Here is a 24,529-nt window from a genome sequence, read left to right on the forward strand (position 1 = left end):
CATGTTGAAAGCCCCCCGAACATGACCGATCATCGTCATCAGCAAGTCGATCGCATTCTCGCGATCATGGCACGCCTGCGCGACCCGCAGCATGGCTGCGAATGGGACCGCGCCCAGAATTTCGCAACGATCGCGCCCTACACGATCGAAGAGGCCTACGAAGTGGCAGACGCGATCGAGCGCGAGGACATGGAGTCCCTGCGCGATGAGCTCGGCGACCTGTTGCTGCAGGTGGTGTTCCATTCTCGCATGGCCGAGGAAGCCGGACATTTTGCCTTCGCCGATGTAGCAGCATCGATCTCGGACAAGCTGGAGGCCCGGCATCCGCACATTTTCGGTGACGATTCCTCAGGCGATGCCCAGACCGAACGCTGGGAAAAACTGAAGGCCAGCGAACGGGCTGCCAAGGGCGCCAAGAGCGCAATCGACGGTGTCGCCCAGTCGCTGCCCGCGCTGATGCGCGCGGAAAAACTGCAGAAGCGCGCGGCTCGAGTCGGGTTCGATTGGCCCGATCCCTCAGGCGCTGCCGAAAAGGTGCATGAGGAAATGGCGGAACTTGCCGAAGCGGACGAGGCCAGCAAGCTCGAAGAAGCCGGTGATCTTCTGTTCGCCGCCGTCAACCTCGTGCGACTGAACGGCATCGCACCAGAAGACGCACTGCGCGCCGCCAATACCAAGTTCGAGCGCCGCTTTCGCGCCATGGAAGTTATGGCATCGTTTGACGGCAAGATCTTCGCGGGGCTGCCGCTCGATGATCAGGAAGGCTACTGGCAGGCCGTCAAGGCCTCAGAGCGCAGAGAACCGGCCTAGTTCGCGGTCGGTCAGCCGCACTTTTACCCGCAACTGCGGTCCTTCTGGGCCTTCCCCGGCATCCTCTTCGCTCACCACATCGCCGCGCGCGTGCAGGAATGCCAGACGCTGCCCGTCAGCAGCAGGGATCGCGAAGGTGTAGAGCTTTGAGCCAACCGTCAGCTTCGCACTGACCGCGTCGAGAAGGTCATCGCAACCCATCCCGGTCATGGCCGACAGCGGCACGATCGTCTCGCCTTCTCGGTGGGCTATTGCTTCCCGCAATTCGGCAGCGTGAGCGGGACCAAGCAAGTCCCACTTGTTCCAGACCTCAACAATGGGAATGGCCAGCAAGTCCTCGCCCTCGTCTTCCGCGCCGGTCAGCACGCCAAGTCCGGAAAGCACATCAAGCACCTGCCGTTTCTGGGAATCGGTGTCGGGATTGGCGATATCGCGGACATGGACGATGACATCCGCCGCCGTGACCTCTTCCAGCGTTGCGCGGAAGGCCGCGACAAGCTGGGTCGGAAGATCGGAAATGAAGCCGACGGTATCGGACAGGATCGCCTTTTCGACGCCTGGCATCCGGATCGCGCGCATTGTAGGATCCAGCGTCGCGAAGAGCAGATCCTGCGCCATCACGTCGGCACCCGTCAGCCGGTTGAACAGCGTCGACTTGCCCGCGTTCGTGTACCCGACCAGCGCGACGATCGGCCAGGGCGCCTTCTCGCGCCGCTCGCGGTGGAGCCCCCGTGTGCGCCGGACCTGCTCGAGTTCACGCCGGATCTTGGCCATGCGGTCGCGGATCATGCGGCGGTCCGCCTCGATCTGCGTTTCACCCGGACCGCCGAGGAAGCCGAAACCGCCGCGCTGACGTTCAAGGTGCGTCCAGCTGCGGACCAGACGACCGGCCTGATAATCCAGATGGGCAAGCTCCACCTGCAAGCGGCCTTCGGCCGTTGCCGCACGCTCGCCAAAGATTTCCAGGATCAGCCCGGTCCGGTCGATGACCTTGCGCTTGAGCTTTTCTTCCAGATTGCGCTGCTGGATTGCCGACAGCGAACCATCGACGATGACGAGCTCCGCCTCGTTCAGCTCGCACGCCACACCGATGTTCTGGATCTGGCCTTCGCCAAACAACGTGCCTGCACGCGGTTCACGGATCGGGATAGCCATGGCATCGCCCACGACCAGACCGATGGCCAATGCAAGGCCCTTCGCCTCTTCGAGGCGTGCGCCGGTATCGAGGTCCCCTCTCCCGCGCATTTGCGGATAGACAACGAGGGCACGCGCGCCGCGCGTGACCTCGCCCTTCAACTCTTCGTTCAAATCAGGTCCGTTTCGACTCAGTCTTCGGCTTCTTCATGCGCCTGAAGATCGACCGGAGTCACGGGTTGAATCGTCGAAACCGCATGCTTGTAGGCAAGCTGTACGTAGCCTTCACGCTCGAGCAGCATGCAGAACAGGTCGTAAGCTGCCACGCGGCCCTGCAGCATGACGCCATTGATCAGGAACATCGTGACCTGAACACCGGCATTGCGAATGCTGGAAAGGAACACGTCCTGCAGCAGGCGTGTCTTCTTGCCCGAATCCGAACCATTGGCGAACTGGCGGGCATCGACCGGGGTCGAAGGCATGATCGTCGAGATCGCATGCTTGTAGACCAGCTGAGACTGGCCGTCGCGGCGCAGCAGAATGGAGAAATTGTCGAACCAGGTGACAATACCCTGCAGCTTCACACCCTTGACCAGGAACATGGTCACGGGGGTCTTGTTCTTGCGCAGGAGATTGAGGAACTGATCCTGAAGGTTCTGCCCCTTCGGCGCCGAGTTACCGGCACTTACCGCTTGCGCTTCCGCCGCTGGAGCCGGTTCGGCTGCAGGTTCAGCAGCAGGTTTAGGTCGCGCAGTGAGCGTTCGACCAGCCATGTTATTCTCCTTCTTTTTGGCGGCCGTGATTGCGGTCCGCGATCTGGCCCAGGGACTGTTCCCGGAACCGTTCTCGAATCAAAATCTATCCGTTTGCTGCATTGCAGTAAACACGAGAATTGTCGCGTAGCTGTGACAAGCTTCGTTATAACGCTGTAACATCCGCATAACCGGGGCCGTGCGTGAAGTATTTTCTGCTCGTGTGTCTCAATGCTGAGACAGTCAGGCTGACTCGCCGTCTTCGCCTTCCCGTCGTTCGGACATACCCAAAAGCTTGAGCTTGCGGTGCAAGGCCGAGCGCTCCATGCCAATGAAAGCTGCAGTCTTCGAAATATTCCCAGAAAACCGGCGTATCTGGATGCGCAAATACTCGCGTTCAAAGCTTTCACGTGCTTCCCGCAACGGTGCGCTCATCATCACAGAAATGCCGGTGTCGCCGTCGCCCTGACTGTTGAAAATTTCTGGTGGCAGCATATCGACTTCGATACGGCCGAGTTTCTCGCGCGGCGCCATGATTACCGTTCGCTCTACGACATTGCGCAGCTGGCGCACGTTTCCTGGCCATTCGTACGCCTGCAGCGAGGTCATGGCCTCGGCGCCCACCTGTGGCGGCGACACCCCCTGTTCATTCGCATAACGGGCAAAAAAGTGATCGACGAGCGCCGGAATGTCCTCGCGCCGTTCACGCAGCGCCGGGATCGAGACCGGCACCACGTTCAGACGGTAGAACAGGTCTTCACGGAAGCGGCGCTCCGCGATCTCCTTTTCGAGATCGCGGGAAGTCGACGAGACCACCCGCACATCCACGCGGATCTGGCGGGTGCCGCCCACACGCACGAAGGCCTGATCGGTGAGCACCCGCAGGATGCGCGCCTGCGTGGAGAGCGGCATATCGGACACCTCGTCGAAGTAGAGCGTGCCGCCGTCGGCCATTTCCAGCAGACCGGGGCGAACGAGCGACCCTTCCGCTTCCTCACCGAACAGCTCCTGCTCGAAACGTTCGGGCGTAATTCTCGCGGAATTGACGCTGACAAAGGCATTGCCGGCTCGCGGACTCCAGGCGTGCAACAGCCTTGCCGCCACTTCCTTGCCCGAACCGGCAGGCCCGGTAATCAGCAGGCGGCTGCCGGTGTTCGCAACGCGCTTGAGAGTGGCACGAACCTGATTGATCGCACCGCTCGAGCCAGTGAACTCTTCGCCCGTGCTGAAGTCCTGCTTGAGCTGCGCGTTTTCGCGCCGCAACCGCTCGGTCTCGGTGGCACGGCCAACGAGATGCAGCAGCTTTTCGGCCTCGAACGGCTTTTCGATGAAATCGACGGCCCCGCGGCTGATCGCAGCGACTGCAGTGTCGATATTGCCGTGACCCGAAAAGATGATGACCGGCAGTTCCGGTTCGCGCGCCTTGATCGCATCGAGGACTTCGAGCCCGTCCATCGGGCTTCCGTGCAGCCAAACGTCTAGCAGCACCAGCGACGGCCGCCGCGCATCGATGGCCGCCAGCGCGGCCTCGCTGTCTCCCGCAGTGCGGCATTCGTAGCCCTCGTCGCTCAGGACGCCGGCGACCAGTTCGCGAATGTCGCGTTCGTCGTCAACGATCAGGATTTCGAGGGCCATGGCAGTGTCTTCTCTGTTTGAAGGTCAAAGGATAAATTCATTTCGGTCACGAAATTCCAGTCATTCGGCCGCCTCGGGCTTGCGGCTGTGCGCCAGCGGATCGCGCGCGAAGCGCATTGTTACCGTGGTGCCTGCACCTTGCGACGGCGCGAACGTCATTTCGCCACCGTGCTCCTCGATGATCTTGTTCACGATCGCCAGCCCGAGGCCCGTGCCCTTCTCGCGCGTGGTCACGTAAGGTTCGATGATGCGTTCGCGGTCCTGCGACAGGCCGATACCGTTGTCGGTTATGCGCACGAAGATAGAGTCATCCTGATCGGCGACCTCGACCGAAACGGCGCCGCGGTAGGACTCATCGGCATCCTTCGCTCTCGACTCGATGGCCTCGACTGCATTCTTCAGAACATTTGTCATCGCCTGACCGAACTGGTGACGGTCACAATCTATGGCGGCAATTGCGGGGTCCGCAGTAAAGCTGAATGCGATATCCGGCCGCGCCACTTCCTGCAGGAACAGCGCCTGGCGTGTCAGCGCGACAGGATCTTCGGCCCGGAACACCGGCTTGGGCAGGCGTGCGAAGGACGAGAATTCGTCCACCATTTTCCTCAGATCGCCGACCTGCCGGATGATCGTGCGGGTCAGGTCCTCGAACAGCTCGGGATTGTCCGTAATCTGCTTGCGGTATCGGCGGCTCAGGCGTTCGGTCGCCAACTGGATCGGTGTCAGCGGGTTCTTGATCTCGTGCGCAATGCGCCGCGCCACGTCGGACCACGCTGCCGTACGCTGATCAAGTAGCTGCCGCGTAATGTCCTCGAACGTGATGACATGTCCGGTCGCATCGCGGCTCGCCTTGACGGCCAGTGTCAGCAGTTCCCCGCCCCGGCTGTACTGCACGATGCCATTGGCAGTCCCCTGTTCCACAATCGCGGCAATGGGCGGCGCCAGTTCCGCGATCGTCAGGTTTTCGGGAAGCTCGCCGCTCCGCTCACTGAGCAATCGCTGCGCCGTACTGTTCATCAGCAGGATGCGGCCGTTTTCATCAAGCGAGATGATGCCGGACGTAACTGATTCCAGCACGGCCTCGATGAACAGGCGCCGTTCGTGAAGCTGACGATTGGCACCCAGAAGAGCCTGCGTCTGCTTGTCGATCTGGGCCGTCATGCGGTTGAACGCGCGGTTGAGCAGACCGATCTCGTCGGCTCCCGTCCGTCCCTCGATCCGCAGCGCATAATTGCCCGCACCGACGCGCCTCGCGGCATCGACCAGTTCGTACAGCGGCTTTACCTGCCTGTCTGCAAAGCGCAGGGCCAGCCAGACTGCTGTCCCCACCAACACCAGCGAGGCCACGAACAACGCAATGTTGAAGCGCAATTGCAGCACCCGCGCCCGGTTCGTCAGGACTTCATAGGCCTGAACAATGTTTTCCGCGCTCTGCCCCTGGCTAAGCGACAGCAAATCGTTGCTGCGTGCGACCAGAAGATAGATCCCCGATGATCGTTCGATGGGGGCCGTCGCCACAATGCGATCCGGTCTTGAGGTCACGTCATACGGGACTCCCTTACCCAGATTTTCAAGCGACTTCGAACTTATACGATTGTCTTCAGGTTTCCCTTCGGGATCGACGATGATGGGTGTGCGCTGATTTCCGTCGGAATCGATCTGGATGATGGCCGCCACGCTAAGGTTGCGCCGCAACACCTGATCGGCAAGGAACGCTTGGAACTCCTTGCTGGCCACGGGATACTCGCCAAGCCACGTGCGCGAATCCTCGGCCATTGCCGCGGATTCATAGCCGACATCGCGCAGTGTCTGCTCATAGTAGCCGCGCGCCAGCTTGTTGGCATTCTCCAGCAATCCACGTGAACTGTCGGAAAACCAGAATTCCACGCCCGACTGGAACAGCCACGACGCAAAAACCACAACCAGCAACGTCGGGATGGCGGCGATCAAGGAAAAGATGAACACAAGGCGCACGTGCATGCGCCCCGTTCCGCCGATGTTTTCCGACGCCCGCCGTAGCGCAATGCGTCGCCCGAACAGCACCAGAATAGCCATCGCAGGCACCAACGTGCCCACCAGCAGTGTCGCAGTGAGGTTGGAGGGCAACAGTTCGCCCTTGCCGCCGCTGCTGTTGAGAGCGACCCATGTCGTCGCGGTCATCACCAGAAAGGCAACGACCGAGACCACTTCGACAAACGCAAAGAAATTCGCCCGGCGCGCTGCTACCTGCATACGCCGCCACCATCGCGGCCACCTGCGTTTGTGGGTCAGAATACCGTTCATCGTTGCTATATTACAACAGCGCTGTTGCTGTCTTGCAAGAGGAATTCCACTAAAACTTCATCATGATCGACGAACGAATTCTTCCGGATCCAGCGCCAGCTCGCTCAAGCGCTTACGCAAGGTGTTGCGGTTGATCCCGAGCGCCTGCGCTGCGCGCAACTGATTGCCTCCGGTTTCGCGCAACACTTCCGCAAACAGCGGTCGTTCGAATGCCGCGATGGCATTTTCGTAGATAGTCCCGCTGGCGGGCCGTTCCGCTGAAAGCCAGCGAGTGACCGCCCCCTCGAGGTCGGAGCCTTCGTTCGTCACCGGCACCGGTGCGCCCACAGGCTCCTGCGCCAGAAGCGGAAGCACGCTGTCTGCATCAATCGTGTCCTCGCGGGCGAGCAGCGCCATGCGATAGACGAAGTTTTTGAGTTCGCGCACATTGCCTCGCCAGGGCTGGCGGCTGAGCAGTTCTGCGGCTTCGGTGGTCAACTGCCGGCGGGGCAGCCCCTCATTGGCTGCATGCTGGAGAAAATGCCGGGCCAGAACCTCGATGTCGTCGCTCCGATCGCGCAGCGGCGGCATGTGGATCGGCACGACATTGAGCCGGTAATAGAGGTCCTCGCGGAAACGTCCCGCCGCGATCTCGGGCTCGAGATCCTTGTTGGTGGCCGCGATAATGCGCGTGTCGAGCCGGATTTCCTCGCTGCCGCCGACGCGGCGCACGGTGCCGGACTGCAGCGCGCGCAACAGGCGTGTCTGCGCCTGCATCGGCATGTCGCCGATCTCGTCGAGAAACAGGGTTCCGCCGGCCGCCTGCTCGAACTTGCCGACGTGGCGCGCAACCGCGCCGGTAAACGCGCCTTTCTCGTGGCCGAACAGTTCACTCTCGATCAGTTCCGCGGGGATGGCCGCGGTATTCACCGCGATGAACGGTCCGTTGCGGCGATTTCCAAGCTGATGGATGGCTTCTGCCACCAGTTCCTTGCCGGTTCCCGATTCACCCAGGATCAGGACCGTCAGATCATTGCGCAGGACGCGCGTGATCATCCGGAATACAGATTGCATCGCTGCGCTGCGGCCGACCAACGGCAGCCCATCGCCGAGCGGTTCGTCGCCGCGCAAGCCATTGCCGGTTGTATTGCCTGCAGCCTGCCGGACGGTGCGCGCCAGTTCGTCGATATCAAACGGCTTGGGAAAATATTCGAAAGCACCGGTATCCGTAGCGCGGACCGCCGTATCGAGCGTATTCTGAGCCGAGAGAATAATGATCGGCATGTCCGGATGCAGGGCTCGCGCGCGATCCAGTGTCTCGATGCCATCGCCGTCAGGCAGCATCACGTCGGTCACGAGCGCCTCGAAGCTCCGTTCGCTCAGCAGGCGGTCCCGTTCGGCAATCGTCTGGCAGTGCTCGACGGAGAAGCCTTCATCCTCCAGTGCGGCTGTGATGACGATGGCAATCGACATGTCGTCTTCGACAAGCAGCACGCTCATGAGAACAGCCTCCGTCGGAGGAGCCCCCTGCTCCGCGTTTCCTTCGCCAGCGGCAGGTGGATACGAAAGTGGGTAAGGCCGGCTTCCTCGTCACGCTCGTGCGTGATGCGCCCGTTCATGTCGCGAACCAGCTTGCGCACAAGCGGCAGCCCCAGCCCCTGCCCCGATTTCTTGGTGGTTACGAACGGCTCGAAAATATGTTCCCGCATCGAGTGATCCACACCTGGACCGTTGTCGCTCACGCGAAGTTCGATCGGCAGGCGCACCGGCGCACCGGAATCGGTGCTGTGCAATTGCAGGCCACTCGCGAAACGCGTGCGAATGATCACGCGGGGTTCATCGGCTTCGTGACTGGCCTCGATCGCGTTCGAAAGCAGGTTGATGATCACCTGTACAAGCCCGTCCGGGCTGCCCAGGACTGGCGGCAGCGACGGATCGAATTCTTCCCGCAGCCGGTAACTGGGCAAGGCCGCATGATCGGCGCTGGCCGCCTTGATCACATCGATCGCCCGCCGCGCTGACTCATGGAGATTACAGGGCTCGACCGGAGGTGCGATGCGGCCGCTCAATTTCTGCATCCGCTCGATCAGACTGGCGATGCGATCGACTTCCGAGGTTATCAGGTCCGTCAGCGGCCTGTCCCGCTCGTCTATCTTGCGGGCAAGAAGCTGGGCCGCACCGCGAATGCCCGCCAGCGGGTTCTTGATCTCGTGGGCCATGATTTCGGGCCCGCGCAGCACGGCCGTATCGGCGCCGCCGGAATCATCGCCCAGCGCCTCGGCCGCACTGTTGTCGTGGATCGTCAGCACCTGCCAGCCCGGCGTGTCGGCAACCGGCGCGATGTTGATGTCGATGCGCCTGGCGCCCTTGCGCTTAAGCGAAACGTCCACTTCACGCGCGGAAACCGGCGTTTCATAGTCCTGCAGCCGCTCCAGCAGGCGCTGGTCGGGAAATGTCATGACATCGCCCAACCTGCAACCGGCGAGCCGGCGCAGCGACTGGCCGAAGAACTGCTCGCCCGCCGGATTTACCGAGGCGATGAGGAGACCCGGCTCAAGCAGGATCACAGCATGAGGAAGGCTGGCCAGCAGCCGGTGGGCGTCAGGAAGGGCCGTCCGCGTCGCGATGCTCATGCTGCCCGAAGCTGCCCACCGGCGGACCGGTGCGGAGCGTAGAACTCCGCAAGCGAGCGCAGCACTTCGTTAGCATCGTCGATGAAGTTCACGCGGTTGCGAAACTCTGCCGAGCCTTTCAGGCCCTTGACGTACCAGCCCAGGTGCTTGCGTCCCATTTTCACGCCCGTATCGCTGCCGTAATGCGAAAGCATCGCTTCGTAGTGTTCACGGATGATCTCGTACTGCTCGCCGAAACCGGGATCGGCCATCAACCCACCGCCGCGCCACCAGCGCATGACCTGCGCGAGGACCCAGGGCTTGCCGTAAGCCCCGCGTCCGATCATCAACCCGTCCGCGCCCGACTGCTCGAGAGCCTTGGCGGCGTCCGATATCCCGCAGATGTCGCCATTGACGATGACCGGAATTGAGACCGCGCCCTTCACCTTGCGGACAAAGCCCCAGTCGGCTTCGCCCTTGTACATCTGGTTGCGGGTGCGGCCGTGGACGGTGATCATCTTCGCACCCAGATCCTCCGCGATGCGTGCCAGTTCCGGCGCGTTGAGACTGTCATGGCACCACCCCATGCGCATCTTCACCGTCACCGGCACTTTCACGGCCTTGACCGTCGCCTCGATCAGCCTTGTCGCGAGCGGAATATCGCGCATCAGCGCCGAACCAGCATCGCCATTGACGACCTTGCGCACCGGGCAACCCATGTTGATGTCTATGATCGCCGCGCCGCGATCCTCGACCAGTTTCGCCGCTTCGGCCATCTGATCGGGCTCGCACCCCACAAGCTGCATCGAAACCGGATCCTCGATCTGGTCCCACATCGCCTTCTGGAGCGAGACCCGGGTTTCACGGATCGCCGCGGGGCTTGCGATCATTTCGGTGACGTTGAGCCCCGACCCGAAACCGCGGACCATCCGCCGGAACGGCAAGTCAGAAACGCCCGTCATGGGTGCGAGCACCACCGGACAGTCGATCGTCACCGGACCGACTTGAATGGGCTTTAGCATCGGAGGAGCGGGCAGTTCGGTCATAATCTGTGCAGCGTTGCCTAAAAAACAGGCAGCGCATAGTGGATTGCCCTCGCCCCCGCAAGCGATTACCGGCGGCGATAATGTCGCGTATCGTATCAGCAAACGAGCAAGGCGAGCCCGGCACGGCGCCGGGCGCAGTTGGAACCGCAGCCATTGTCGTGGCCGCAGGCCAGGGACTTCGCGCCGGGCAGCCCGTGCCCAAGCAGTTCGCCCGATGGCGTGGTAAACCGGTGGTCAGACATTCGGTGGAAGCCCTGACTGCTGCCGGGATCGCGCCGGTGGTGATCGTGATTCCCGCCGGCGCCGATGCCGTCGCGCAGGATGCGCTGGAAGGGATCCCGGACCTGCGTTTCGTTACCGGCGGCGAAACACGTCAGGAGTCCGTCCGGTTGGGTCTCGAAGCCCTGACACGCGCTGCACCGGACTTCGTGCTGATCCACGACGCGGCGCGACCGATACTGCCGCGTACCGTGATCGAGCGGCTTCGGGACGCCCTTGCCCGCCACAAGGGCGCCATCCCGGTTCTGCCGGTGGTGGACAGTCTTGCTCACGCAGGTTCCACGGATTCCGGGGACGTCATGGGCACCCCTGCCCGGCGCGAAGACCTGCGCCGGGTGCAGACGCCACAAGCTTTTCACTTTCAGGACATTCTGGCAGCCCATCGCAACTGGCCGGGCCAGTTGACCGCCGGTGATGACGCTCAGGTTGCCCAGTCACGGGGAATGGAAATCGCCATGATCGAAGGGGACGAAGCCCTGCACAAGCTGACATTCGCATCCGATTTTGCGCGCTCGCTGCCCGCTGTCCGCATCGGGACGGGATACGATGTCCACCGGTTGACCGAAGGCGAGGAACTGTGGCTCTGCGGGGTCCGGATCGAGCACACGCACGGCCTCGCAGGTCATAGCGATGCCGACGTCGCCATCCACGCTCTCGTCGACGCAATGCTCGGGGCCATCGGCGCCGGTGATATCGGCCAGCATTTCCCGCCGAGCGATCCGCAATGGAAAGGGGCGGCGTCACACCAGTTCCTGTCCCACGCCGCTGCACTCGTGCGCGAAGCAGGATACGCGCCTGGCAATGCAGACGTCACGATCATATGCGAAAGGCCCAAAATCGGGCCCCATCGCGATGCCATGCGCGCGCGCCTCGCCGAAATTCTCGAAGTTGACAGCGCAGCTATCAGTGTGAAGGCAACAACAACCGAAAAACTGGGTTTTACCGGGCGAGGCGAAGGAATTGCTGCGCAGGCTGCCGTCTGCCTCTGCCGCATCTAGGGTCAGGACCCATTATTCACGCCATCGAGGTTTGAGGCAAAATGGCTCAGCGCAAGGAGAGAAGGCAAAGGAATATGTCAATATTTCAAGACTTCTCGACGCGGCTCTGGGCCATTTTGGTCAAATCCCTGCGGGACGCCCGGATGGCTTCCATCTCGAGCCAAATCGCCCTGGGAAAGGCAATCAGCCTTCCCGGCGGACAATTTGGCCCGATATGTTCGCCATTCGGGCGCCTCGATGGCGTGAATAGTGGGTCCTGACCCTAGGCTCGCAACAGGGAGTTATGCCCATGAAGAGACTTCTTGGTACAATGTTCTGCCTGCTGGCTTGCGCCCCCGTCTCGGCCACCGCCGCTGCGCCGGTCTGCCTGTCGCGCACAGAAGCCACTTCACTGCTTGCCTATGCGCTACCTCAGGCAATCAGCGGGACGGCCAAGCGCTGCGCTCCGGTTTTGCCCGCCAACGCCTTTCTGCGCCGTCATGGCGGGGACCTTGCCGCGCGCTACGCGGCCCAGAAAGCCAAGTACTGGCCCAACGCAAAGCCGGCTTTCCTGAAAGCCCTGGGCCCCGATGCAGCGGGGACGATTGCCAATCTTCCCGATGACACGACCAGGCAGCTTGCGGATACTTTCGTAGAGGGCTTCGTCTCACAGCAGATCGCACTCAAATCCTGCGACAAACTGGACATCGCCATCGATCTGCTGTCTCCCTTGCCGCCAGAAAACACCGCCGGCCTGATCGCGCTGACAATGGAAGTCGCGAGCACCGCCGAGCCGAAAGTGGGCAAGATCGCCCTTTGCAAGGATTGATTGATCAAGGACCGTCATGGCCAAGACATTGTTTTTCCCCGAAGACCTCGTAGCCCTCGCAGAGCGGGTCATTGCCGAGAACAAAGCGGCCGGACGCACCATCGCGCTGGCCGAAAGTTGCACCGGTGGGCTGGTCTGCGCCGCGTTGACCGAGATCCCCGGCTCCTCGGCCGTGCTCGACCGCGGTTTCGTGACTTATTCGAATGAGGCAAAGCAGGAATTGCTGGGTGTCCAGTCCGACATTCTCGAGGCATTCGGCGCCGTCTCGCCAGCAACGGCCTGGGCCATGGCGCAAGGCGCGATCCGGCATAGCAACGCCGATGTCGCGGTGGCGGTCAGCGGAATCGCCGGTCCGGATGGCGGCACCGAGATGAAACCCGTCGGGACAGTCGTTTTTGCGCTGGCCATTCGCGGCGACGATGAAGTGAACGCCGAACAGAAACTGATCGAAGGGGCCAGCAGAGCGGAAATCCGGCATCAGGCAGCGCTTGTCGCGCTGGAGATGCTCCTGCTCCATGGCGGATAAACCACGTATATACAGTATCTTATATCACTAAAGTAACTTTTTGAAACCACATTGTCAGTGTGGTTTCAAAAAGTTACTCAATCCGACAGCGCGCACCACATTAAAGTCGCCTTATGAAACCAATATGAGTTTCATAAGGTGACTAAAGGTCCGGTGATTCTTGCTGAACCCCATAGAGCTCTGTGGCGCGCGTCTCGAAAGCCGCGACCATCTTGCGGAATGCCTTGTCGAAATATTGCCCGGCCAGTTTCTCGAACAACGCGTTCCGGAAAGAAAACCGGACATCGAACTCGACATCGCAGGCCGTGCCGCTGACAGGGTGAAAGGTCCAGACATTGTCGAGGTCACGCATCGGTCCATCGACATAGTGGACACGGATTTCTCGTGGCCGCTGCTTTTCCACGCGTGAAGTAAACTTCTCGCGCAACGCCTTGAAGCCGACGAGCATGTCGGCGATCATTTCATGCTCGCTGTCGGATTTGACCCGGGTAGCCACCACCCAGGGCAGGAACTCCTGATAGCGGCCGACATCGGCAACCAGATCGAACATCTGCTCGGCGCTGTACGGCAGCCGATGGACTTCGTGGATTCCCGGCATGATCAGGACTGTTTCAGCGGTTTGCGGACAAGGCGATGTACACCGGTGGACATCAACACTGTCCCCGCGCCAGCCTGGCTTCGCGCGCCGCGCGCATTTCTGCAAAATCCTCGCCAGCATGATAGCTCGAGCGCGTCAGGGGCGTCGATGCGACCTGCAGGAAGCCCTTAGCCCGGGCAATCGCGCCGTAAGCAGCAAAAGCCTGCGGCGTCACGAATTCCTTGACTTCGGTGTGCTTGGGAGTCGGGCGCAGATACTGGCCCATGGTCAGGAAATCGATGTCGGCGCAGCGCATGTCGTCCATCACCTGATGGACTTCGAGACGCTGTTCTCCCAGCCCCAGCATAATGCCCGACTTGGTGAAAATCGAAGGATCGTGCGCCTTTACTTCCTCGAGAAGGCGGAGTGACGCGTAGTAACGCGCGCCCGGGCGGATCGTCGGATAGAGCCGCGGGACCGTCTCGAGGTTGTGGTTGTAGACGTCCGGGCGTGCGGCAACGATGGCCTCGATCGCCGCGCGCATCTTGCCCCGGAAATCAGGCGTCAGAATCTCGATGGTGGTCTGCGGCGTATTACGGCGCAGTTCCTGAATCACCTTGACGAACTGGCTCGCACCGCCATCCGGAAGATCGTCCCGGTCCACCGAGGTGATGACGATGTGCTCCAGCCCCATCTTGGCCGCGGCTTCGGCAACGTGCGCGGGCTCATCGGCATCGACGCGGCCTGGCATGCCCGTCTTCACGTTGCAAAAGGCGCAGGCGCGCGTGCAGGTATCGCCCAGAATCATCACCGTTGCGTGCTTTTTGGTCCAGCACTCGCCGATGTTGGGGCACGCCGCCTCTTCGCAGACGGTGTTCAGCTTGAGATCGCGCATCAGCTTGCGCGTTTCGCCATAACCCTTGGTGGTGGGCGCCTTTACGCGGATCCAGTCAGGCTTGCGCTGGCGTTCCGGCTTGGCTTCGGGGTTCGGTGCAGTGGAAAGATCGTTCATGAGGCCCAGATAGTCGCATGCTCTCGCCCTTGCCAGTACGAATATCCCGGCTAAGGGATGCCCACAGAGACAACACCCCCAGCACGGAGCCCCTCAATGTCCGAAACCGGAAGCAACGCTCTCGACAATCTTCTCGATGGGTACCGCCGTTTCCGGGATACGGGATGGACCCCGCACCGCGCGCGCTGGGCGCAGCTCCGCGAAGGGCAGCAGCCCGAAGTCATGATCATCGCCTGCTCCGACAGCCGCGTCGATCCCACGCAGATCTTCGACACCGATCCGGGCGAGATGTTCGTCGTACGCAACGTCGCGGCGCTGGTTCCGCCCTTCGAGACTTCGCCTGGCCATCACGGTGTCTCCGCCGCGCTGGAATTTGCCGTTCAGGTACTGAAAGTGAAGGAAATCGTGGTCATGGGGCACGGCATGTGCGGCGGCTGCAAGGCGGCGCTCACGCAGGAGCTTCACGGCACCGAGCCCGGTGAAGGCGGCTTCATCGCCGACTGGATCGCCCTCCTCGACGAGGCCCGCGAGCCTGTTGCGGCCCAATACGGCACCGAAGGCCGCCCCGCCGAGCGCCAGATGGAACAGGCCGCGGTCAAGGTCAGCCTCGACAACCTGATGACGTTCCCGTGCATCCGCAGGAAAGTCCGTGACGGAGACCTGAGCCTGCGCGGCGCCTTCTTCGCGATCTCTGACGGGGTCCTTCACCTGATGGACAATGAAACCGGAGAATTCGGGCCGGTTGCCTGAGGGGCAAGTCCCGCTGTCCATCGCTGGACAGCACTGTCTTCGCAGGACAAACAGAAAGGGCGGCGGGTTATCCCGCCGCCCTTTTCCATGGACGCTGTTGCGCCGTATGCCGTCAGTTTGCGGCAGGCGCAGCCTTGCTCTTCGCGTAAGCGCTCCACATTTTTGCGACAGTGACACGGGGGCCGGTCACCTTGGCGAAATTGGTTTCGGCGTCCGCGTACTTGCCCTGCAATGCCTGAGTCATGCCCAGACGCAGCGCCACCTTGTCTGCATCGACGCCAGGCATGCCGATCGCCTTGGCATAGAGCATTTCGGCCTTGGCGGGCTGATCATAGCTCAGGAAAACATCGGCGGCCCCCACAACAGCGCCAACTTTCGCACCGGCTTTCATCGCATCGGCTTCGACCGACGGCAGCGACGCCTTGTCAGCGCCAACGCGTGACGAAGTGTTCGACTTGTCCGCGGCGATCTCGGTTGCTGTCAGCTTGCCCTTGGCGATACCATCATTGATCACCTTGAGCGCTTCACCCGGATAGGCGCGCGGATCAACGTCCTCCAGATAGGTGAAGTAGTCGCGCTTTTCAGTCATGGAATTCGTGAGGAACTTCAGACGCATAAGGTCAAGGTCCTGTTCACGAGGCAGTGCCGCGATCTGGGCCACCACCGAAATCGCGATATTCCACGCCTCCGGATAATACTGGCCAAGCATCGCCGCATATTCGGTCGACGGGCCAAGCTGCTTGGCGCTGTAGGTCTGCTGCAGCGCGTTGCGCAGCGAGGTTTCGGCCGGGGCCGTGCCATTGGCCTTGGCGGCGGCAATGTCGTCCTGCGCGAGCTGAAGCACGGCACCGGTGTTGCCGCTGCGCTTGTAGGCATCGGCCAGAATCAGGTCGAGCTGGTTGTTCGGGTCCTGATAACCCGCATCCTTGGCAGCCTTGAGGTAGCTGCCTGCGCTCGCCCAGTCCTTGAGCTGGTAGGCCGTAACACCGGCATCAAAGTTCATGGCACCAACCTTGTCAGCCGGGATCTTCCCGCTCTCAATCATCAGGGCATTGCCCTTCTGCTTGAACGCCAGATCCTTTGCCAGAATGCCGTAGTTGCGCATCATCGAGCCGAGTGCGTTCTTGTCGTCGACGGTCGTCGCGGTCGGCACCGCGGCCTCGAAAGCAGCCTTGCCGTCACCACCCAGCGCGGCGTCGATCTGGGCCTTTGCCGCCTCATAATCGGCCGGACCAGCGCCTGCGGGCAGCTTGCCCGTCGCATCAGTCATGGCCTTTTCAATCGGCCCGGCGGCCTTGCGGAATTCTTCCGAGAAATTGGCAGCCGGAGCCGCTTCCTTCTTCTTGGCCATCGCCGGCGGCGCCACGGCCACGGCCAGGCCGCTCGAAAGCGCGAGCGCGAGAGCAAAACGGGAAACCAGGAACTTGCGAGCCATCAAGGCCACTCCTCTCAAAACAGAACCACACCGTGTCCTCAAAAGGACACCTAAAAACTATCGGCGCCGGTACTGCCGCCGAATTGGCGGCTTGGCAACCTCTCGCTCCTGCTAAGGGCGCGCCAGTGAACGCAGATTGAATGCCCGTGGCAGTCCGAGTGGTCGCGTCGGCATCTCTTCGCGCTTACGAGGCTCTTAAGTGTGGAAAACACGGCGATGTTTTCCCCCGGTCGATGCCCCTTGCTGTGGCAATCCCCGATGGCTTGTCCTAGGGCAGTTCATCACCCTTTTTCCGCAACAACAGCGATAGAACCCGCGTGAGCGACGACACCGAAAACACCCTGCCCACCGGCCCCGAAGGCGAATACACACGCGTCGACATCGTCGACGAGATGAAGACGAGCTATCTCGATTACGCGATGAGCGTGATCGTGTCGCGCGCGCTTCCCGACGTGCGCGACGGTCTCAAGCCCGTCCACCGGCGTATTCTCTTCGCCAGCCAGGAAGGCGGCTTCGTCGCCGGGCGTCCTTACCGCAAGTCGGCCAAGATCGTCGGCGACGTCATGGGTAACTACCACCCGCACGGCGACAGCGCGATCTACGATGCGCTTGCGCGCATGACGCAGGACTGGTCGATGCGCCTGCCGCTCATCGACGGCCAGGGCAACTTCGGCTCGATGGACCCCGATCCGCCGGCCTCGATGCGTTACACCGAAGCGCGTCTGGCCCGCGTCGCCAACTCGCTGATGGACGATCTCGACAAGGACACCGTCGATTTCGCCGACAACTACGACGGTTCGCGGCAGGAACCGACGGTTCTTCCCGCCCGCTTCCCGAACCTGCTGGTGAATGGCGCAGGCGGTATCGCCGTCGGCATGGCCACCAACATTCCGCCGCACAACCTCGGCGAAGTGATCGACGGCTGTTTTGCGATGATGGAGAATCCGGGGATCACCTCGGAGGAACTGTTCGAGATCATCCCGGGGCCTGACTTCCCGACCGCTCCGCTGATCCTTGGCTCCAGCGGCTCGCGTGCGGCCTATACGCAGGGCCGCGGCTCGATCGTCCAGCGCTGCCGTCACGCGATCGAGGAAGGACGGGGCGACCGCCGTTCGATCGTGCTGACATCCATGCCTTATCAAGTCGGCAAGTCCGGTCTGGTCGAGAAGATCGCCGAAGCCGCCAAGGACAAGCGGATCGAGGGCGTCTCCGACATCCGCGACGAATCCAACCGCGAAGGCGTGCGTGTGGTCATCGACCTCAAGCGCGATGCCTCGCCCGAAGTCGTGCTCAACCAGCTCTGGCGCAATACCCCCGCGCAGTCGAACTTCCCGGCCAACATGCTGGCGATCCGTGGCGGACGACCGGAAATCCTGTCGCTGCGCGACATCATCCAGTCGTTCATCCAGTTCCGCGAAGAAGTCATCACCCGCCGCACCAAGTTCGAACTGAACAAGGCGCGCGACCGGGCGCACATCTTGCTCGGCCTCGTGGTCGCGGTCTCGAACATGGACGAGGTCGTGGCGATGATCCGCGGATCGTCGAACCCCGCCGATGCCCGTGCCAAATTGCTCGCCAAGGAATGGCCGATCGGCGAAATCGCGCCGTATATCCGGCTGGTCGAGGCTATCGAACCAACTGCGGAAGAGACCGGCGGCACCTATCGCCTGTCCGAGGCCCAGGTGAAGGCGATCCTCGACTTGCGCCTGCACCGCCTGACCGCGCTCGGCCGCGACGAGATCGGCGACGAACTCAAGGAACTGGCGCTCGCGATCGAGGAATACCTCGCCATTCTCGCCGACCGCGTGAAGCTCTACGGCGTCATGCGCGAGGAACTGCAGGCCGTGCGCGACGCCTATGCGACGCCGCGCCGTTCCGAGATCACCGCCGCTTTCGACGGAATCGACGACGAGGACCTGATCGAGCGCGAGGACATGGTGGTGACCGTCACCATGGACGGCTATATCAAGCGCACCGCCCTCTCCACCTTCCGCGCTCAGGCCCGCGGCGGCAAGGGCCGCGCCGGTATGGCGACGAAGGATGAGGATGCCGTGACGACGATGTTCGTCACCTCCACGCACAATCCGGTGCTGTTCTTCTCCACCGCCGGGAAGGTCTATCGCCTCAAGGTCTACAAGCTGCCCGAAGGTGGCCCGACCACGCGAGGCCGCCCGATCGTCAACCTCCTGCCCGCGCTGGACAAGGACGAGACGATCCAGACTGTGCTTGCCCTGCCAGAAGACGAGGCGGAATGGAGCAAGCTCTCGGTCGTGTTCGCCACGGCCAAGGGCAACGTGCGCCGCAACGCGATGGATTCCTTCGCCAACATCCCGTCGAACGGCAAGTTCGCGATGAAGTTCGACGAAGGCTCGGACGACCGTCTGATCGGCGTAGCCCTGCTCGAAGCCAGCGACGATGTGCTGCTGGCAAGCCGTCAGGGCAAGGCCATCCGCTTTGCCGGTGACGATGTGCGCGAATTCACGAGCCGGACCTCGACTGGCGTGCGCGGCATGAACCTCAAGGACGATGACGAAGTCATTTCGCTCTCGATCCTGCACCGTGTCGGCACCACGCCGGAGGAACGCGAAGCCTACCTCAAATTCGCGTCGTGGAAGGGCGAAAAGGAAGGCAAGCCTTCGCTTTCCGTCGAGCGCATGGCAGAGCTGGCCGAACGCGAGCAGTTCATCCTTACCGTCTGCTCCAACGGCTACGGCAAGATGTCCTCCGCCTATGAGTATCGCCGCACCGGCCGAGGCGGTCAGGGTATCACCAATATCGACAACATCGCCCGCAACGGCCCGGTCGTCGCCAGCTTCCCGGCCACGCAGGCGCAGCAGCTAATGCTGGTAACCGATCAGGCCAAACTGATCCGCCTGCCGCTCGCAAGCCTGCGGGTCATCGGGCGCGGCTCGGCAGGCGTGCGCCTGTTCAACGTGTCCGGCGGCGAGCACGTGGTCAGCGCCGTGCGTCTGGACGAGGAATCCGAAGCGGACGAGGCAGAGACCGAAGGCGGCGCGACCGATGCCCCTGCTCCGGAAACGCCGGAAGGCGAAGCGTGAGCCAGACCGAAGCGGTCGCCTACAAGATCCTGACCCGAGAGCAACTCCAGCAGCTGCTCTCCGCAGGCACTTTCGAGGGCGCGCCCATCGACCTGTCCGACGGGTACATCCACATGTCCACCGCCGGACAGGCACAGGAAACGCTGGAAAAACACTTCGCCGGCCAGACCGATTTGCACATCGCCGCTGTCGATTTGATCCTGCTGGGCCATGCAGTGAGATGGGAAGTCTCGCGGGGCGGTGCACTGTTCCCGCATATCTATGCAGACCTGCCGCTATCCGCCATCATCGCGCACGGGCCGGTGGAATTCGATCAGGCCGGAGCCCTGCGCCTGCCCTGAAGCGTCCCTGCGGCCGCCGGGCCCAGCCATTGCGCATCATGTCCTCTGACTCCAGCGATGGAATCGCAGATTGGGAATTCCGGTCTCTCAGGGTAAGGGTGACATGAGGGAGACCGGCGATGATCGAACGCATTATCGACAAGCGCACCCATGACCTTGGCGGCGGTCTTACGGTCGGTCGCGTGCTGCCCTTCCATGCGCGGCGGATGGTCGGCCCTTTCGTGTTCTTCGACCACATGGGACCTGTCGATTTTGCCCCGGGGATCCCGCGCTCGCTTGACGTGCGTCCCCACCCGCATATCGGCCTTTCCACCGTCACCTACCTCTACGACGGTGCGCTGACCCACCGCGACAGTCTGGGGTTCCATCAGGAAATCCGTCCGGGCGAAGTGAACTGGATGGTCGCGGGAAGCGGCATCACACATTCCGAGCGTCTCGAATACGCACGGGCGCACGGCGCCCACATGCACGGCATCCAGGCCTGGGTAGCCTTGCCCGTGGAAGACGAGGAAACCGATCCCGCGTTCTATCATCACGAAGGCACTGACCTGCCGATGTGGGACGAAGGCGGCATTCGCGGCCGTCTCATCGCCGGTGCTGCCGAGGGGATGAAAGCCGCCGTCAAAGTCCATTCCCCGCTGTTCTACATGCACTGGGAAATGCAGGCCGACGCTGCACGAACATTGCCTAGCGAATATAAAGAGCGCGCTGTCTACGTCGCGGCGGGAACTGTGGAAGTGGCCGGCCAGAAACTGGTTGCGGGGCAGATGGCCGTGCTCCAGCCCGGTTTGGCGGTTCCCACGCTGGCGCTTGAAGCGGCCACCGTGATGGCACTCGGAGGAGAACCGATAGGCGAGCGGTTCATGCTATGGAATTTCGTCTCGTCCTCGAAAGACCGGCTCGAGCAGGCCGCAGAAGACTGGCGGCAGCAGCGCATGAAACTGCCCGACGGTGACGATCAGGAATTCATTCCCCTGCCGGACAAGTGAGGGCACTCAGACGGCGGCACGGGCTCGCAGTTCGCCTGTTACGCCGGTCGCGAGCACCAGATTACCCAGATAGAACAGCGGCCAGCCCAGAATTTCACCAACCCCCGGTCCGTTGATGGCGTGCAGCGAAACCAGATTGCCGACACTGCCTGCGACAACGACCAGCGCGCCCAGCCCTGTTCGATAGCGCGGAAAACTGCTCGTCCAGGCGCTGGCCGCGAAACCGCCCAGCGCCGCACCGAAGTAGAGCGGCGCCAATCCGGCCTCGACATGTGGATTGATCGCCAGCTGGCAAATGGCCGGGATCAGGAGCAGCAGGCAGACCGCCAATCCTTTCTGGCTTGGCGTCAGATGTCGGCGCCGGTGCATCAGGAACAGGCCAATGCCGAATGCGAAACCCACGACCATCACAATCCCGGCAAGATCTTCGGCAAGGTCGGAGATGGCCGCTCCCAGGCCCTGAAACGCAAGCATGGCTGCTAGCAACTGCGTATCGTGTCCCTTGTGCCGAAGCGCCGCGTACACAGCGAGCAGAAGCAACGGCGCGGCCTTGAGCACCATCAGGTAAACGCCCGGCAACTGGCTGTCCTGCAGCCAGGCAAAGGCCAGCGCGAAAAGAATGCTAGTCAGCAGCCAGGGACGGCGTTCGATCAAGGCTCGCCGGGGCATGGTTTGCGGAATACCTCTCTGCGTCACGTGCGCTACAGTGCGCAATGCCGTCTGCTATGACAGCACTTGCCCTTTCCCGTCGAGCCGAGACAAGCTAGGCGCGCGGCTATGACTTATGATGTCCACATTATCGGCGGCGGTCTGGCCGGAAGCGAGGCCGCCTGGCAGCTCGGACGGCGCGGTTTCAAGGTCCGCATGTCAGAAATGCGCGGGACCGGCGAGCGTTCGCCCGCGCACCAGACGGACGGACTGGCCGAACTCGTCTGCTCCAATTCGTTCCGTTCCGATGACGATGAAAAGAATGCCGTCGGATTGCTCCACCACGAAATGCGGCGTTGCGATTCGCTGATCATGGGTGCTGCCGCCAAGGCTGAAGTTCCGGCTGGATCGGCGCTTGCAGTGGATCGCGACGTTTTTTCCGTCGAAGTCGAAGCACGGCTGAGCGCGCTGCCGAACGTCGAGATCGTGCGCGAACGGATCGACACATTGCCCGAAAGCGGCCTGACTTTGGTCGCAACTGGCCCCCTCACCGCAGAAGCGCTCGCCAGTTCAATCGGCCGCGCCACCGGCTCGGATTCGCTGGCGTTCTTCGATGCCATCGCGCCGATTGTCTACCGCGAGACAATCGACATGGACGTCTGCTGGATGGCCTCGCGCTGGGACAAGGGCGAGACCAAGGACTACATCAACTGCCCGATGGACAAGCAGCAGTACCTCGCTTTCCATCAGGGGCTGGTTGAAGGCGAGAAAACCGCATTCAAGGAATGGGAAGCGAACACGCCCTATTTCGACGGCTGCATGCCCATCGAGGTCATGGCCGAGCGTGGCGTGGATACGCTGCGTTTCGGGCCGATGAAGCCCGTTGGGCTCGACAACCCGCATTGGGCGACAGCTGAACACCCCAACGGGCGCTGGCCTTATGCGGTGGTGCAGCTTCGGCAGGATAACAAGCTCGGCACGCTGTGGAACATGGTCGGCTTCCAGACCAAGCTGAAGCATGCCGAGCAGGTCCGCCTGTTCCGGACGATTCCGGGGCTCGAAAAGGCGGAATTCGCACGCCTTGGCGGTCTTCACCGCAATACGTTCCTCAATTCCCCGGTGCTTCTCGACCGCCAGCTGCGCCTCAAGACTGCGCCGCACATCCGCTTTGCCGGGCAGATCACCGGCTGCGAAGGCTATGTCGAAAGTTCCGCCGTGGGACTGATGGCAGGCCTGATGACGGCTGCAGAACTCGCAGGCCGCGAATGGCAGGCTCCGCCGCGCACGACCGCTCTGGGCGCCCTGCTCTCGCACATCACCGGCGATGCCGAGGCAGACAGCTATCAGCCGATGAACGTCAACTTCGGGCTGTTTCCCCCGCTGCACGACGTGAAGAAGAAGCAGCGCAAGGAAGCCTATACCGAGCGGGCCAAAGCCGACATCGGCAGCTGGCTTGCAACGCTCACTCCGGCGGCCTGATCAGCAGCTGCATCTGGACTTCGGCTTGGGCGGGGGCGCCGTGCGCGCAAATTCTGCTGGCGTGAGCTGATCGTCGCGATTGACGTCGGCCCGATCAAACTTGTCAACGGTCGTGACCGCCCATTCCTCGAACGACAGCAGGTTGTTCCCGTCCTTGTCCAGCTTGCGGAAAGCGGCGGTGCGCGTGGACAGCATTTCGTTGCGACTGATGCGCCCGTCGCTGTTGCGGTCATAGCGCCCGAAACGGCGTTGTTCGCGCGTCAGATCGGTAGCCTCGGGCGGCTCCGGGCCATTAGCGTCGCCAAGCTCAGCGCTCGGCAAATCCTCGGGATCGAACGAAGGCGCTACTTCCGGCGGCGGCGCAGCCTTTTCCACCTCGGCCCGCCCCTGCCACCAGAACAGGCCGACACCGGCCATAATGAGCGCGGCAAGGCCGCCCAGCAGGAAGCGATTCATCAAGGATCCCCGTTGCAGATGCCAAAATTGGCCCGCACTGCACCGGGATTGAAATTACATATCCTTCATTCGCTCGCCCTCAGAGGCCCAGAAGCCCGAGCCGCAGCGCCTTGAGCATGGCGGCCGGCGAAAGCGCGCCACCTTCCTCGCCCTTTTCCAGACGGCGGCTGGCAAGGCCCTGAAGCACCAGCAGGGGCCGCAGAGCGCGCGACACGCGTGACCGCGCCCCGCCTTTTTCCGAACCCGCCAGCGATGCGGCCGTTTCGCGTTCCTGGGGATTGCCAAGGCGCATCGCGAGATCGGCAAGGCCCCATTGATGCCCAAGACGATAGGCTGCGCGGGATTCGCGTTCGCGGTCCAGGGCATGGGCGAGCGCGGCAAATGCCTCTGCCCGGCCTTGCGCCATGGTTCGCAGCGCTTCGCCAGGCAGGGGGGCGGCACCCGTCAATGCTTCCCAGCCATCGACCAGCGCCGTCAACGCCTTGTGCCTGCCGTTCCAGCTGCGCAATGCTGCGAGGAGAGGTTCGCCCTCAGGCCATTCGTTTTGATCGCGGCCCAGAGATTCCCGCCACCATGACAGCCGCAGTTGCGCCAGCATCGGTTCCCGCGAATGCCGCAACAGACCGGCTAGCCGTGCATCCAGTGCAAACAGCGCCAACGTGGGAAGCCGCGCCGAAGCAGGCGCATAGGCCAGTGCCAGGCGCGAAACGGCCGGCAGCGACTGGATAAGGGCGTCTTCATGCCTCGATGCCGACGAATTCGCAGAAGATGTTTGGTCAGACACAGCGCCTCTCTAGGCAGCCAACGCGGGCACGCAAGCCTGCCCCGGATCGCGTTATGCCGCAGTGTACCAACACGAAAACCGCGATACGTCCGAATTCGTGCCGATTTCATCCGCCCGCAAACGGTGCGGCGGCCGGG

General features: G+C 62.3%; 22 protein-coding genes. 9 read left to right on the forward strand and 13 right to left on the reverse strand.

Annotated features, from left to right (window positions below; genetic code table 11):
- The first annotated feature begins 21 nt into the window (after nucleotides 1–21).
- On the forward strand, nucleotides 22–810 hold the full coding sequence (mazG, locus tag MTR64_RS04145; RefSeq protein WP_243991141.1) for a nucleoside triphosphate pyrophosphohydrolase: 789 nt from the start codon (nucleotides 22–24) through the stop codon (nucleotides 808–810).
- Here the strand turns inward: mazG and hflX are convergent.
- The 7 genes from hflX to dusB form a co-directional block, all read right to left on the reverse strand.
- Nucleotides 787–2,118, reverse strand: a complete 1,332-nt coding sequence (gene hflX, locus MTR64_RS04150) for a GTPase HflX (protein ID WP_243991142.1) — start codon at nucleotides 2,116–2,118, stop codon at nucleotides 787–789. The two genes, mazG and hflX, sit on opposite strands and share 24 nt — an antisense overlap.
- A gap of 17 nt (nucleotides 2,119–2,135) precedes the next feature.
- Nucleotides 2,136–2,717 (reverse strand): RNA chaperone Hfq, encoded by a 582-nt coding sequence (gene hfq / locus MTR64_RS04155; protein WP_243991143.1) that lies wholly within the window; start codon nucleotides 2,715–2,717, stop codon nucleotides 2,136–2,138.
- A gap of 222 nt (nucleotides 2,718–2,939) precedes the next feature.
- Nucleotides 2,940–4,331 (reverse strand): sigma-54-dependent transcriptional regulator, encoded by a 1,392-nt coding sequence (locus MTR64_RS04160; RefSeq protein WP_243991144.1) that lies wholly within the window; start codon nucleotides 4,329–4,331, stop codon nucleotides 2,940–2,942.
- Nucleotides 4,332–4,391: 60 nt separating this feature from the next.
- A complete protein-coding gene (locus MTR64_RS04165) occupies nucleotides 4,392–6,563 on the reverse strand; it encodes an ATP-binding protein (RefSeq protein ID WP_243991692.1) in 2,172 nt (723 codons plus the stop codon).
- A gap of 111 nt (nucleotides 6,564–6,674) precedes the next feature.
- Nucleotides 6,675–8,093, reverse strand: coding sequence for a sigma-54-dependent transcriptional regulator (locus tag MTR64_RS04170; RefSeq protein ID WP_243991145.1), 1,419 nt, complete (start codon nucleotides 8,091–8,093; stop codon nucleotides 6,675–6,677).
- Nucleotides 8,090–9,226, reverse strand: a complete 1,137-nt coding sequence (locus MTR64_RS04175) for a two-component system sensor histidine kinase NtrB (RefSeq protein WP_243991146.1) — start codon at nucleotides 9,224–9,226, stop codon at nucleotides 8,090–8,092. Before MTR64_RS04175 ends, MTR64_RS04170 begins: the two co-directional genes overlap by 4 nt.
- Entirely contained in the window at nucleotides 9,223–10,251 is a 1,029-nt protein-coding gene (gene dusB / locus MTR64_RS04180; protein WP_243991147.1) for a tRNA dihydrouridine synthase DusB, read from the reverse strand. The genes MTR64_RS04175 and dusB overlap by 4 nt, the downstream gene beginning before the upstream one ends.
- 80 nt (nucleotides 10,252–10,331) lie before the next feature.
- Between dusB and MTR64_RS04185 the strand changes: the two genes are divergently transcribed.
- From MTR64_RS04185 to MTR64_RS04195, 3 genes are all read left to right on the forward strand, one after another.
- Nucleotides 10,332–11,528: a bifunctional 2-C-methyl-D-erythritol 4-phosphate cytidylyltransferase/2-C-methyl-D-erythritol 2,4-cyclodiphosphate synthase gene (locus MTR64_RS04185; protein ID WP_243991148.1), complete on the forward strand. Its 1,197-nt coding sequence runs from the start codon at nucleotides 10,332–10,334 to the stop codon at nucleotides 11,526–11,528.
- Between the two features lie 289 nt (nucleotides 11,529–11,817).
- Nucleotides 11,818–12,336, forward strand: a complete 519-nt coding sequence (locus MTR64_RS04190; protein WP_243991149.1) for a hypothetical protein — start codon at nucleotides 11,818–11,820, stop codon at nucleotides 12,334–12,336.
- 16 nt (nucleotides 12,337–12,352) lie between these two features.
- Nucleotides 12,353–12,862, forward strand: coding sequence for a CinA family protein (locus MTR64_RS04195; RefSeq protein ID WP_243991150.1), 510 nt, complete (start codon nucleotides 12,353–12,355; stop codon nucleotides 12,860–12,862).
- Between the two features lie 142 nt (nucleotides 12,863–13,004).
- On the opposite strand, the gene MTR64_RS04200 is transcribed toward MTR64_RS04195, so the two are convergent.
- The gene (locus MTR64_RS04200; RefSeq protein WP_243991151.1) at nucleotides 13,005–13,460 is read right to left on the reverse strand and encodes a type II toxin-antitoxin system RatA family toxin; all 456 of its coding nucleotides are present in this window, start codon (nucleotides 13,458–13,460) and stop codon (nucleotides 13,005–13,007) included.
- 52 nt (nucleotides 13,461–13,512) lie between these two features.
- Entirely contained in the window at nucleotides 13,513–14,451 is a 939-nt protein-coding gene (gene lipA, locus MTR64_RS04205; protein ID WP_243991152.1) for a lipoyl synthase, read from the reverse strand.
- 96 nt (nucleotides 14,452–14,547) lie between these two features.
- Between lipA and MTR64_RS04210 the strand changes: the two genes are divergently transcribed.
- Nucleotides 14,548–15,201: a carbonic anhydrase gene (locus MTR64_RS04210; protein WP_243991153.1), complete on the forward strand. Its 654-nt coding sequence runs from the start codon at nucleotides 14,548–14,550 to the stop codon at nucleotides 15,199–15,201.
- Nucleotides 15,202–15,313: 112 nt separating this feature from the next.
- Here the strand turns inward: MTR64_RS04210 and MTR64_RS04215 are convergent, their stop codons facing one another.
- Nucleotides 15,314–16,636, reverse strand: a complete 1,323-nt coding sequence (locus MTR64_RS04215; protein ID WP_243991154.1) for a hypothetical protein — start codon at nucleotides 16,634–16,636, stop codon at nucleotides 15,314–15,316.
- Nucleotides 16,637–17,028: 392 nt separating this feature from the next.
- Here MTR64_RS04215 and gyrA point away from each other — a divergent pair, with 392 nt between their 5' ends.
- The 3 genes from gyrA to MTR64_RS04230 all read left to right on the forward strand — a co-directional run bounded on the left by gyrA (nucleotide 17,029) and on the right by MTR64_RS04230 (nucleotide 21,025).
- A complete protein-coding gene (gyrA, locus tag MTR64_RS04220) occupies nucleotides 17,029–19,695 on the forward strand; it encodes a DNA gyrase subunit A (protein WP_419144916.1) in 2,667 nt (888 codons plus the stop codon).
- The gene (locus MTR64_RS04225; protein ID WP_243991156.1) at nucleotides 19,692–20,036 is read left to right on the forward strand and encodes a DUF952 domain-containing protein; all 345 of its coding nucleotides are present in this window, start codon (nucleotides 19,692–19,694) and stop codon (nucleotides 20,034–20,036) included. The genes gyrA and MTR64_RS04225 overlap by 4 nt, the downstream gene beginning before the upstream one ends.
- A 119-nt stretch (nucleotides 20,037–20,155) precedes the next feature.
- Nucleotides 20,156–21,025, forward strand: coding sequence for a pirin family protein (locus tag MTR64_RS04230; RefSeq protein ID WP_243991157.1), 870 nt, complete (start codon nucleotides 20,156–20,158; stop codon nucleotides 21,023–21,025).
- A gap of 6 nt (nucleotides 21,026–21,031) precedes the next feature.
- Here MTR64_RS04230 and MTR64_RS04235 read toward each other — a convergent pair whose 3' ends face one another.
- Entirely contained in the window at nucleotides 21,032–21,721 is a 690-nt protein-coding gene (locus tag MTR64_RS04235) for a hypothetical protein (protein ID WP_243991158.1), read from the reverse strand.
- An 81-nt stretch (nucleotides 21,722–21,802) separates the two neighbouring features.
- Between MTR64_RS04235 and trmFO the strand changes: the two genes are divergently transcribed.
- Nucleotides 21,803–23,152, forward strand: coding sequence for a methylenetetrahydrofolate--tRNA-(uracil(54)-C(5))-methyltransferase (FADH(2)-oxidizing) TrmFO (gene trmFO / locus MTR64_RS04240; RefSeq protein WP_243991159.1), 1,350 nt, complete (start codon nucleotides 21,803–21,805; stop codon nucleotides 23,150–23,152).
- Here the strand turns inward: trmFO and MTR64_RS04245 are convergent, their stop codons facing one another.
- Both MTR64_RS04245 and MTR64_RS04250 read right to left on the reverse strand, forming a co-directional pair.
- The gene (locus MTR64_RS04245; protein WP_243991160.1) at nucleotides 23,153–23,608 is read right to left on the reverse strand and encodes a hypothetical protein; all 456 of its coding nucleotides are present in this window, start codon (nucleotides 23,606–23,608) and stop codon (nucleotides 23,153–23,155) included.
- A gap of 79 nt (nucleotides 23,609–23,687) precedes the next feature.
- The gene (locus MTR64_RS04250) at nucleotides 23,688–24,392 is read right to left on the reverse strand and encodes a hypothetical protein (protein WP_243991161.1); all 705 of its coding nucleotides are present in this window, start codon (nucleotides 24,390–24,392) and stop codon (nucleotides 23,688–23,690) included.
- Nucleotides 24,393–24,529: the final 137 nt, after the last annotated feature.

Origin of the sequence: Novosphingobium album (ex Hu et al. 2023) (genome assembly GCF_022832385.1) — a bacterium.
Lineage (GTDB): Bacteria > Pseudomonadota > Alphaproteobacteria > Sphingomonadales > Sphingomonadaceae > Novosphingobium > Novosphingobium album.